The organism is Streptomyces sp. NPDC092369 (assembly GCF_044755245.1).
Taxonomy (GTDB): Bacteria; Actinomycetota; Actinomycetes; order Streptomycetales; family Streptomycetaceae; genus Streptomyces.
The window spans coordinates 499,804-511,461 of record NZ_JBIVQP010000008.1 but is presented as its reverse complement, the minus strand read 5'-3'; the positions used below and the strand labels follow the sequence as shown (position 1 = coordinate 511,461).

Below are 11,658 nucleotides of genomic sequence, written 5' to 3'. Positions count from 1 at the left end.
TTCACCGTCCTGTGGCTCAGTGGTCGCATGCCCAGGACGCCTGGGCGATCGCCCCCTCCGCCTGGGTGCGCAGTGCACGTACCGCCGCGGCCGGGTCGGACGCGCCGTAGACCGCCGAGCCGGCGACGAAGACATCGGCGCCGGCCTCGGCGCAGCGCTCGATGGTGGACTCGGAGACCCCGCCGTCGACCTGCAGCCACAGCTCCAGACCGTGCTTGCTGATCAACTCGCGGGTTCGCCGGATCTTCGGGAGCATGATGTCGAGGAACGCCTGCCCGCCGAAGCCCGGCTCAACGGTCATGATCAGCAGCATGTCGAGCTCGGGGAGCAGGTCCTCGTACGGCTCGATGGGCGTCGCGGGCTTCAGCCCCATGGAAGCGCGGGCACTCTTGGCCCGGATCTCCCGGGCCAGCCGCACCGGCGCGGCGGCCGCCTCGACGTGGAAGGTGACGGAAGAGGCCCCCGCTTCGACGTACTGAGGTGCCCACCGATCGGGGGCCTCGATCATCAGATGGCAGTCCAGCGGGGTGTCCGTCGCACGGGCCAGCGACTCTACGACCGGCACGCCGAGCGTGAGGTTCGGGACGAAATGGTTGTCCATGACGTCGACATGGAGCCAGTCGGCTCCCGCGACCGCCTGCGCCTCGTCCGCGAGGCGGGCGAAGTCGGCGGACAGGATGCTGGGGTTGATCTGCGCGGCCATGCCCCAAGCCTGCCATGTCCGGGCACGTTTGTTCGCGCCGGTCCGGACCTAGGACGTTCATCGGATGTCCTACCGGGACCGCGCGTGCCATGCTGGGCCGCCGATCGGCACGACGTAGGTCGACGGGGGTCGCCATGACGGACGGAAACACAGACACAAACGCGGACGCCACCACGGACACGAACTCGGGCAGGGACCCGAAGACGGACGGCAAGGGCCATGGGCGCCATGTCCGCCAAGGGTTCATCGGCTTCGTGACGGGCCACCGCAGCAAGTGGGTCATCGTGGCCCTGTGGCTGGTGGTGCTGGTGGTCGCGGCGCCGCTCGCCTCGAAGCTCACCGACGCCCAGGACAACGACGCGGCCTCCTGGCTGCCGGGCTCGGCGGAGTCGACCAAGGTCCTCAACACCTCGAACGGCTTCCGGCCGGAGCAGATCCCGGCCGTCGTCGTCTACGCGCGCGAGGGCGGGCTCACCGAGCAGGACCGGGACAAGATCGCGCAGGACGCGGACCAGATCAAGAAGCTGACCGCGCACGGCATCCGCGGCTCCGAGGTCCGCGGCCCCGTCTACAACAACGAGTCCGCGCCCGAGGCCGCCCAGATCTACATCCCGATCACGATGGACGAGAAGGGCTGGGAGGAGATCGCCCCGGCCGTCGACTCCATCCGCGATCAGACGGGCAAGAGTACGGGCGAACTCTCCGTGCACGTCACCGGCCCCGGCGGCGTCTCCGCCGACTTCTCCAAGGCCTTCGAGGGCATCGACTCGACGCTGCTGTTCTCGGCGATGGGCGTCGTGATCGTGATGCTGCTGCTGACCTATCGCAGCCTGACGCTCATCTTCGTACCGCTGATCGGCGTGGTCGTCTCCCTGTTCACCGCCCAGGCGCTGATCTATCTCCTCGCCCAGCACGCGGGGCTGACGGTCAACGGCCAGAGCGCGGGCATCCTGACGGTCCTCGTCTTCGGCGCGGGGACGGACTACGCCCTGCTCCTGGTCGCCCGCTACCGGGAGGAGCTGCGCCGCCACGAGGACCGGCACGAGGCGATGGCGCTCGCCCTGCACCGCGCGGGCCCGGCCGTCCTCGCGTCGGGCGCCACCGTCGTCGTCAGCATGCTCGTCCTGCTGGCCGCCGAGATGAACTCCACCCGCGGCCTCGGCCCGGTGGCCGCCATCGGCGTGGCCGTCGCCCTCCTCGCGATGATCACCCTCTTCCCCGCCCTGCTGCTGATCTTCGGCCGCTGGATCTTCTGGCCGGTGATCCCGCACTTCGGCTCGGCCGACCCGACCGAGCGCGGCATCTGGGCCCGGATGGGCCGCTCCATCGCCCGCCGCCCGCGCGCCGTCTGGGCCGCCACGGCCCTCGTCCTGGCCGCCCTCTCCCTGGGCCTGCTGCAACTGCGCGCCGAGGGCATCAGCAACGCGGACGCGTTCACCGGCACACCGGACTCGATCACCGGCCAGAAGGTCTCGGAGCGCTACTTCCCGGCGGGCACCGGCGACCCCTTGGTGATCGTCTCCAACGAGGCGCAGGCCGCGCAGGTCCGCACCGCGGTCGCCGGCACCAAGGGCGTGGTGCCCGACAGCATCGCCGTACCACCGGGCACGAAACCGTCGTACGAGGGTCAGGTGCTGTTCGAGGCGACGATGTCCGATCCCTCCGACAGCGAGGCCGCGAAACACACCGTCGACCGGGTCCGGGACGCCGTGCACGCGGTGCCGGACGCGGATGCCCGGGTGGGCGGCGGCACCGCGTCGCTGCTCGACATGGAGGCGGCGACGACGCACGACAACCTGGTGATCATCCCGGCGGTCCTGGTGGTCGTCCTGCTGATCCTGGGCCTGCTGCTGCGCGCGCTGGTGGCGCCGCTGCTGCTGATCGGCACGGTGGTGCTGTCCTTCGCGGCGGCCCTCGGCGCCAGCGCCCTGGCCTTCCGGCACATCTTCGACTACGCGGGCGAGCAGACGGACTTCCCGCTGTTCGTCTTCGTCTTCCTGGTGGCCCTGGGCATCGACTACAACATCTTCCTGACCACCCGCATCCGCGAGGAGGCCGGCCACCAGGGCACCCGCCCGGGCGTGGTGACGGGCCTCGCGGCCACCGGCGCGGTCATCACCTCCGCGGGCCTGGTCCTGGCCGGCACCTTCGCCGCCCTGGGCACGCTCCCGATGGTGGCCTTCGCGGAGATCGGCTTCACGGTCGCCCTGGGCGTCCTCCTGGACACCTTCATCGTCCGCTCGGTCCTGGTCACATCCCTGTTCCTGGACGTCGGCCCGAAGATCTGGTGGCCGCACCGACTGGCCCACGACGACGCGCCCGCGCCGACGGAGACGGAACGGGTCGGCCAGACCTCCGAATGACCGCAGGGATCGTGGGCTGTCCGGCGCTCAGTGGAGCAGGGGCCGGACAGCCGACGCTCAGCCGGTCCGCCGGATGAGCGCCAGATACATGGCGTCGGTCCCGTGCAGATGCGGCCACAGCTGTACGTCGGGACCGTCGCCGAGGTCCGGTACGCCGGGCAACAGCGGGCGGGCGTCGATCAGTTCGGCGTCCGGCCACTGCTTGAGCGCGTCGTCCACGACGGCCCTGGTCTCTGCGAGGTGCGGCGAGCAGGTCGCGTAACCGACGACACCACCGACCCGTACGGACTCCAGTGCGGTGTGCAGCAGGGCGCGCTGGAGCGGCGCGAACCCTTCGAGATCGTCAGGACGGCGCCGCCAGCGCGCCTCGGGCCGCCGCCGCAGAGCGCCAAGTCCCGTGCAGGGCACGTCCATCAGCACGCGGTCGAAGGAGCCGGGCTGCCACGGCGGCCGCGTCCCGTCGGCGGCGATCACCTGATACGGCCCCGGGTTCCCGGCCAGCGCCTTGGCCACGAGCCCGGCCCGGTGCGGCTGCTTCTCGGCGGCGAGCAACATGGCGCCGCGCTCGGCGGCGAGAGCCCCCAACAACGCGGCCTTGCCACCGGGCCCGGCACACCCGTCGAGCCACTTCTCGTCGGGACCGTCCAGCGGGGCGTTGGCGAGGGCGATGGCCACGAGCTGGCTGCCCTCGTCCTGCACACCGGCCCGACCGTCCCGCACGGCCTCGACGGCCCCCGGCTCACCGCCCTCGGACAACCGCACGGCATACGGCGACCAGCGCCCGGCCACGGCGGCCTCCTCACCGAGCAGTTCCTCGACGGTGGACCGACCGGGCCGCGCGACGAGGGTCACCTCGGGCCGCTCGTTGTCGGCCGTCAGCAACTCCTCGATCCCGGCCCGCCCGCCGCCCAGCGAGTCCCACAACGCGGAGACGACCCAGCGAGGGTGGGAGTGCACGACGGAGAGATGATCCTCCGGATCATCGTCATAGGGCGGCGCGACCTTGGCGAGCCACCCGTCGAGGTCGTCCTGCGAGACCTTCCGCAGCACGGCGTTCACGAACTTCGCCCGCCCGTCCCCCAGCACGACCCGAGCGAGCTCGACGGACGCGGACACGGCGGCATGCGTAGGAATCCGCGTCCCCAGCAACTGATGGGTCCCGAGACTCAGCACATCGAGCACAGGCGGATCGACTTCACGCAACGGCCGGTCGACACAAGCCGCGATGATGGCGTCATACGTCCCCTGCCGCCGCAGCGTCCCGTACACCAGCTCGGTCGCGAGTGCCGCGTCCCGCGCGTCGAAGTCCCCCTTCTCCCGCGCCTTGCGCAGCAAGGGCGGCAGTACGAGATTCGCGTAGGCGTCCCGCTCGTCCACCGCCCTCAACGCCTCGAAGGCGATCATGCGGACGGGGTCCTTCTTGGGCCGCCGGTAGGGCTTGCCGCTGGGACGGGGCCGACGGGAGGTGTCGCTCACGAAAAAGGTGCTCCGGACATCAGGACGAGAGCGCGACGACAGCGCGCGGGATACGCACCAAGGGTACGTCGACGGGACATTCTTGACCCTACGACCGCAGGCGGACGGTCATGGTCGGGCTGGTGGCCGTCGGCTACCGGCCGAGCCGCTCCTCGTCGGAGATCCGCACACCACGCGCCCAGTCCGCCGCCCGCATCGGCTTCTTGCCCTGGGCCTGCACCCACAACAGCTCGACGGCGTACGAGCCGGAACCGACATGGACGCTGTTCTTGCCGACGTCGAGCTGCCCGGGCACCAGGTCGGTCCGATCGGTCGCCGGAGCCACCTGGATCAACTTGAGCCGTTCGTTGCGGAAGGTGGTCCAGGCACCGGGCGCCGGCGTGCACCCGCGCACGACCCGGTCCACGCGGAGCGCCGGCGCGGCCCAGTCGATCTCCGCGTCCTCGACGGTGATCTTCGGCGCGAGGGTGATGCCGTCCGAGGGCTGCGGTACCGCCTTCAGGGTGCCGTCCTCGATGCCGTCCATGGTCGCGGCGAGCAGCCCGGAGCCGGCGAAGGCGAGCCGGGTCAGCAGGTCACCGCTGGTGTCGGTGGGCCGGATCTCCTCGGTGACGGTGCCGTAGACGGGCCCGGAGTCGAGGCCTTCCTCGATCAGGAAGGTGGAGGCTCCGGTGATCTCGTCGCCCGCCATGATGGAGTGCTGCACGGGCGCGGCCCCGCGCCAGGCGGGCAGCAGCGAGAAGTGCAGGTTGACCCAGCCGTGGGCGGGGATGTCGAGGGCGACGCGGGGCAGCAGGGCGCCGTAGGCGACGACGGGACAGCAGTCCGGCGCGATCTCCCGCAGCCGCTCCAGGAACTCCGGGTCCCGGGGCTTCCCCGGCTTCAACACCTCGATGCCGGCCTCCACGGCCCGCTCCGCCACGGGTGACGCCACCAGCCTGCGCCCCCGCCCGGCCGGCGCGTCGGGCCGCGTGACAACGGCGGCCACGTCGTGTCGCCCGGAGGCGATAAGAGCGTCCAGAGCGGGAACGGCAACCTCGGGCGTACCGGCGAAGACAAGCTTCATGGGTGGATGGGGGCCTCTCGGACGGGGACGGGCGGGGACGGGACGGGACGGGACGGAGGAAGGAACGGCGGATCAACACCCCAGTCTATGACGAGGGGGCGAGGCCAGGTGCCCACGGCGGATCAGCCGCCAATGGCGCTGCCCCCTCAGGCGACCCCCGCCTCTTGCCCAACTGGAAACGGGTGGTGCGCGGGTGGGCGAAGGATCGCCCGATGGCCGAAGGCCGAGGCGTAAACCCACCCCCAGGGGCGTACGCATATGCCCACACGCCCCCATTGCGTGACCCGCGGAGCGATCCCGCGTTGGTCAAGAAAGAGTTGACCACAACGGGCCGCCTACCACGCGGCCCGATCATTTTCACGCCGGTTCGAGAGGCTTGTTCATGGCCGACCACGCAACCCACGACGCCCAGGCTCGGGCCAGCCTGCACTTGCTGGTGCGGGACATCGAGCGGGTCCGCCGGCAGGTGGACGCGTTGCGCACGCTCACCGCCCAGTTGGGCAACGTCTACCGCCCGCGCCGCTCCGGCCCCTCCACGGGCTTCGTCGTCTACGGCCGTGCCCCCGCCCCCACGGTCCGCCTCGCGCAGGAGCTGCGGGACAGCGTCGAGACCCTGGTCACGGCCGCCGTCGACTTCGACCGCTCCCTCGGCTTCTCGTGGGACGCGGTGGGTTCCGCGCTGGGCGTCACGAAGCAGGCGGTGCACCGCCGTTACGGCGCGCGCCGCGCCGCGACGCAGGCCGCCGCCGAGGCCGAGCGCACCACGGAGGCGGCGGGAGCCCGCCCGGTGAGCGTCAACACCGGTATCCCCACCGTGCCGACGGTCCCCGCGGCCCGCTCGATGCCGACCCAGCCGACGGCGGGCAGCCCGGTCCTGCGCGAGCCGGTCCTGCGCGACGAGGCCAGACCCACGGCCTTCCCCGGCCCGCGCAACGGCTGACCCACGTCTATCTCCTGCCCTCCCGGAACTCCCCGGGAGGGCAGACGCATGCCCGGGGAGTGCAGACGCACCACGGGGACGGCAGACGCATGCAAATGAACTCCCCCGGCGCCCCCACCCCCTCGCCCCTCCCCGTCACCCAATATCCGGCGGATCAACCCTCACCCGCACCACAGAATCCCCACCGCCCCCACCACTCCCGCTCCCACTCCCCCGAGCCATCCGCGCAGCCTGCGCGGTCTTCAACGCGGCCGCCAAAGCCGCCCCACTCCCGGGCGGCACCCTGATCAACATCCGCTCCCAGTGCTCCCCCACCGGCGGCGCCCCGACCCGCCGCGGACGCCCAGCGGCAGCGCCCGGCACCGGAACGGGCCCCAACAGCTCCGCCTCCCGCGGCAGTTCAGCCGTACGCAGAAACTCCGCGACGGCCTCCGCGCTCCCCGTGACCGCGGCCATCCGCGAAACCGGCGGAAATCCCAGCTCGGCCCGCTCGGCAAGCTCCCGCACCGCATGCCCGACGGGGTCCCACCGCACCAGCGCCTGCACCGGCCGCAAGGTCGGCTCGGCGACGACGACCACAGTGCCGCCGCCCTGCGCGCCCCCAACCCCCTGCGGCCGCACCAACGCGGCGGCCGCGATCCACCGCCGCAACGCGTCCTCGCCGGCCCGCAGATCGGGCCGCCCGAGCATGGCCCAACCGTCCAGCAGCAGTGCCGCCGCGTAGCCGCCCTCGGCGACCGGCTCGGCCCCGGGGGTGCTGACGACCAGCGCGGGAGCGCCCGGCACGGTGTCCAGCACATGCTCGCGCCCCGAGGTCCGCACGGGCACGGCGGGAAAGGCCCGCCCCAACTCCTCAGCGGTCCTCCGGGCCCCCACCACCTGAGCCCGCAACCGAAACCCACCGCACTCGGCACAGTGCCAGGCGTTCTCGTCCCGACCACACCACCCGCACCGCAGCGCGGCCCCCGACTCCTGCCCCTCCAGCGGCCCGGCGCAGTGCCGACAGCGCGCGGGCGCACGGCAGTTGGCGCAGGCCATCCGGGGCACGTACCCGCGCCGGGGCACCTGGACCAGCACGGGCCCGTGCCGCAGCCCCTCTTTGACGGCCTGCCAAGCGAGGGTCGGCAGGCGAGCGGCCCGCGCGGCCTCGTCGCGCGCCAGATCCCCGTCCCCGACGGTCCGCACGAGCGGCGCGGCCGCCCGCACCTGTTCCCGCCCGGCGACCACGGGCCGCGCCCATCCGCTCTCGACCAGCTGGGCGGCCTCCACGGTGCAACTCCAACTGCCCAGCAGAAAAGCGCACTTGTCCTGAGCGGCCCGCAGCAACAACACCTCACGCGCGTGCGGCTGAGGCGCGTGCAACTCGCTGTGGCTGTCGTCCCCGTCATCCCAAATGGCGACCAGCCCGAGATCCTGAACCGGCGCGAACATGGCGGCACGCGTCCCCACCACCGCCCGTACGGCCCCCCGCCGCACCGCCAGCCACTCCCGGTACCGCTTCTCGGGCCCGGCGTCGGCAGTGAGCACCGCGTGCCGTCCCTCGCCCAGCAGCGCGGTCAGCGCGGCGTCGACCCGGGCGACGGCCCGTCCATCGGGCAGCACCACAAGTGCCCCTCGCCCGGACGCGAGGGTCGCCGCCACGGCCCGCGCCAGCTCGTCGCTCCACTCGGGTCCGGGCAACGCGTTCCACACGGCCCGCGGCGCACCCCCCGAGGCGAGCGCAGCCACGAACGCGGCCCCTTGCTCGTACCGCCCCCAGCTGCCCGCCTCCGGCGCGGAAGGCGGCGGCAACGGCTCGGGAGACGGCCGCTGCTCGGCCCGCGCACTGCGCGGCGGCACGGCGAGTTGCAGCACATCGGCAAGACTCCCCGCATACCGATCGGCGACAGCCCGAGCGAGCCCTAGCAACTCCGCGCTCAACACCCGCTCAGGCGAGACGACCTGGGCCAGCGCGGCAAGAGGTCCCGAGTAATCGGACTCGGCAAGCCGCTCGACGAGGAACCCGTCGATCAGCCCGCCGCCCTCACGCCGCCCGTCCCGCACGCGATGCCGCCCGGCCCCGAACCGCACTCGCACCCGCACTCCGGGCTGCGCGTCGGCGTCAAGCTCCTCCGGCACCGCGTAGTCGAAGTACCGATCAAGATGCAGCACCCCCTTGTCGACCAGCACCCGCGCGACCGGCAGCTCCTCGGCCAGCGCGGCCCCCCGCCAGGTCCGCGGCTTGGCCCGCGGCACCTCCGCCTTCCGCACACTCTCCCGAATCAACGCAAGCTGCTCAGGCGGCGCCCCCTCGGCCCCGCCGCCCCCCTGCCCGTCTTCGCTGCTCACGCTTGCATTCTTACCAAACCGCACTGACATCGGCGGACCGGCCGCCCCCGACCGGAACGCGCCGAGGCCCGGCTCCCCGAAGGAAACCGGGCCTCGAAAGGGTGCCGCGGGACCTACAGCCCCGCCGCCTTCCGCAGCGCGTCCACGCGGTCCGTCTTCTCCCAGGTGAACTCGGGGAGCTCGCGGCCGAAGTGGCCGTACGCCGCCGTCTGGGCGTAGATCGGGCGGAGCAGGTCGAGGTCGCGGATGATCGCGGCCGGGCGCAGGTCGAAGACCTCGTCGATGGCCTTCTCGATCTTGTCGGTGTCGACCTTGGCGGTGCCGAAGGTCTCGACGAAGAGACCGACCGGCTCGGCCTTGCCGATGGCGTAGGCGACCTGGACCTCGCAGCGGGAGGCGAGGCCCGCGGCGACGACGTTCTTCGCGACCCAGCGCATGGCGTACGCGGCGGAGCGGTCGACCTTGGACGGGTCCTTGCCCGAGAAGGCCCCGCCGCCGTGGCGGGCCATGCCGCCGTAGGTGTCGATGATGATCTTGCGGCCGGTGAGGCCGGCGTCGCCCATCGGGCCGCCGATCTCGAAGCGGCCGGTGGGGTTCACCAGGAGGCGGTAGCCGTCGGTGTCCAGCTTGATGCCCTCGTCCAGCAGCGCCTTCAGCTCCGGCTCCACCACGAACTCGCGGATGTCGGGCGCGAGCAGCGACTCGAGGTCGATGTCGGAGGCGTGCTGCGAGGAGACGACCACCGTGTCGAGGCGGACGGCCTTGTCGCCGTCGTACTCGATGGTGACCTGTGTCTTGCCGTCGGGGCGCAGGTAGGGGATGGTCCCGTTCTTGCGGACCTCGGAGAGGCGCTTGGCCAGGCGGTGCGCCAGGAAGATCGGGAGCGGCATCAGCGTCGGCGTCTCGTCCGTCGCGTAGCCGAACATCAGGCCCTGGTCGCCCGCGCCCTGGCGGTCGAGCTCGTCCTCGTCGCCCTCGACCCGGTTCTCGTAGGCCGTGTCCACGCCCTGCGCGATGTCCGGGGACTGCGCGCCGATGGAGACCGAGACGCCGCAGGAGGCGCCGTCGAAGCCCTTCTTGGACGAGTCGTAGCCGATCTCGAGGATCTTGCCGCGGACGAGGGTCGCGATGTCCGCGTAGGTCTTGGTGGTGACCTCGCCGGCCACGTGCACCAGGCCGGTCGTGATCAGCGTCTCGACGGCGACGCGGGACGTCGGGTCCTCGCGCAGAAGCGCGTCGAGAATGGTGTCGCTGATCTGGTCAGCGATCTTGTCGGGGTGGCCCTCGGTGACGGACTCCGAGGTGAACAGGCGACGGGACACAACGCTCCCTGGGGTTGCAGCGGCTGCTGGCTGATCATTGGCGGACGGGCTCGGAGGCTGCGCCCGGCATCGTCCGAGAACAGTTTATCGGTCGCGCTCGGCCACCGGCCCCCCTGTCTCGCGCCTCGGGAGTGCTGTGACCTGCGGCACGCGCATTCTGCCCAATACCCAGCGGCCTTGGCCAGAGTCGCCACGCCTCGTCGTTGAGGTTTGAGATGACTGAGAGACGAATGAAACATTCAGCGAAGGCGCGGTGCCACCAGGTCCCAGACGATTTCGGCCAGGGCCTCCTTCGGGCCGTGCGGCACAAAGGTCTCGCTGCCGTCGGCGCCCAGCACCACGGCCTCGTTCTCCTCGGAGCCGAACGTCTTGCGCTCCCCCACCTCGTTCACCACCAGCAGATCGCAGCCCTTGCGCGCCAGCTTGGCGCGTCCGTTGGCCAGCACGTCGTCGGTCTCGGCGGCGAAGCCGACGATCACCTGCCCGGCGCGGGCGCGGTCGGCGGAGATCTCCGCGAGGATGTCCGGATTCCGTACGAGGACGATCGGCTCGGGGTCGTGATCGTCCTTCTTCTTGATCTTCCCGGCCGCATACGCAGCCGGGCGGAAGTCGGCGACGGCCGCGGCCATGACGACGGCGTCGGCGTCCGCGGCCGCCTTCAGGACCGCCTCCCGCAGTTGCACCGCCGTGCCGACCGGGACGACGTCCACGCCCGCGGGGTGCGGCAGTCCGGTGTTCGCGGCGACGAGCGTGACGCGGGCGCCGCGCGCGGCGGCGGTGCGGGCGAGGGCGTAACCCTGCTTGCCGGAGGAGCGGTTACCAAGGAAGCGCACCGGGTCGAGGGGCTCGCGAGTACCACCGGCGCTGACGACGACGTGCTTGCCTGCGAAATCCGGCTCGGTGACTCCGCGGGCCAGCACGCGGCGGCAGACCTCGAAGATCTCGGCGGGGTCGGGCAGCCGTCCCTTGCCGGTGTCGACGCCGGTGAGCCGGCCGACCGCCGGTTCGATGACGACGGCGCCGCGGCGGCGCAGCGTCGCCACGTTCTCCTGGGTGGCCGCGTGCTCCCACATCTCCGTGTGCATCGCGGGTGCGAAGACGACCGGACAGCGGGCGGTGAGGAGGGTGTTGGTGAGCAGGTCGTCGGCGAGGCCGTGGGCCGCCTTGGCGAGCATGTCCGCCGTCGCGGGAGCCACGACGACCAGATCGGCGCCCTGGCCGATGCGCACGTGCGGAACCTCGTGGACGTCGTCCCACACCTCGGTCGAGACCGGGTGCCCGGACAGCGCGGACCAGGTGGCGGCGCCGACGAAGTGCAGTGCGGAGGCGGTGGGCACGACACGGACGTCATGACCCGACTCCGTCAGTCTGCGCAGCAGCTCGCACGCCTTGTACGCCGCGATGCCACCGCTGACCCCCAGCACGACCTTCGGCTTGTCCACCGTCTCTCCCCGAGCTCG

The 11,658-nt window shown here is 72.0% G+C and carries 8 protein-coding genes; 2 read left to right on the top strand and 6 right to left on the bottom strand.

Annotated elements, in window-relative coordinates; genetic code table 11:
- Positions 1 to 16: 16 nt before the first annotated feature.
- A complete protein-coding gene (rpe, locus tag ACIQI8_RS40295; RefSeq protein WP_402362515.1) occupies positions 17 to 703 on the bottom strand; it encodes a ribulose-phosphate 3-epimerase in 687 nt (228 codons plus the stop codon).
- A 134-nt stretch (positions 704 to 837) separates the two neighbouring features.
- Between rpe and ACIQI8_RS40290 the strand changes: the two genes are divergently transcribed.
- The gene (locus tag ACIQI8_RS40290) at positions 838 to 3,066 is read left to right on the top strand and encodes an MMPL family transporter (protein ID WP_402362512.1); all 2,229 of its coding nucleotides are present in this window, start codon (positions 838 to 840) and stop codon (positions 3,064 to 3,066) included.
- A 57-nt stretch (positions 3,067 to 3,123) separates the two neighbouring features.
- Here ACIQI8_RS40290 and ACIQI8_RS40285 read toward each other — a convergent pair whose 3' ends face one another.
- Positions 3,124 to 4,542, bottom strand: a complete 1,419-nt coding sequence (locus tag ACIQI8_RS40285) for an RsmB/NOP family class I SAM-dependent RNA methyltransferase (protein ID WP_402362509.1) — start codon at positions 4,540 to 4,542, stop codon at positions 3,124 to 3,126.
- Between the two features lie 133 nt (positions 4,543 to 4,675).
- Positions 4,676 to 5,608: a methionyl-tRNA formyltransferase gene (fmt, locus tag ACIQI8_RS40280; protein ID WP_402362506.1), complete on the bottom strand. Its 933-nt coding sequence runs from the start codon at positions 5,606 to 5,608 to the stop codon at positions 4,676 to 4,678.
- A 382-nt stretch (positions 5,609 to 5,990) separates the two neighbouring features.
- Between fmt and ACIQI8_RS40275 the strand changes: the two genes are divergently transcribed.
- Positions 5,991 to 6,548 (top strand): hypothetical protein, encoded by a 558-nt coding sequence (locus ACIQI8_RS40275; RefSeq protein ID WP_402362504.1) that lies wholly within the window; start codon positions 5,991 to 5,993, stop codon positions 6,546 to 6,548.
- A 135-nt stretch (positions 6,549 to 6,683) separates the two neighbouring features.
- Here the strand turns inward: ACIQI8_RS40275 and ACIQI8_RS40270 are convergent, their stop codons facing one another.
- From ACIQI8_RS40270 to coaBC, 3 genes are all read right to left on the bottom strand, one after another.
- Positions 6,684 to 8,876, bottom strand: a complete 2,193-nt coding sequence (locus tag ACIQI8_RS40270; protein ID WP_402362501.1) for a primosomal protein N' — start codon at positions 8,874 to 8,876, stop codon at positions 6,684 to 6,686.
- Positions 8,877 to 8,989: 113 nt separating this feature from the next.
- Positions 8,990 to 10,198 (bottom strand): methionine adenosyltransferase, encoded by a 1,209-nt coding sequence (gene metK / locus ACIQI8_RS40265; RefSeq protein ID WP_402362498.1) that lies wholly within the window; start codon positions 10,196 to 10,198, stop codon positions 8,990 to 8,992.
- Positions 10,199 to 10,437: 239 nt separating this feature from the next.
- Positions 10,438 to 11,640: a bifunctional phosphopantothenoylcysteine decarboxylase/phosphopantothenate--cysteine ligase CoaBC gene (gene coaBC / locus ACIQI8_RS40260; protein WP_402362495.1), complete on the bottom strand. Its 1,203-nt coding sequence runs from the start codon at positions 11,638 to 11,640 to the stop codon at positions 10,438 to 10,440.
- Positions 11,641 to 11,658 lie beyond the last annotated feature (18 nt).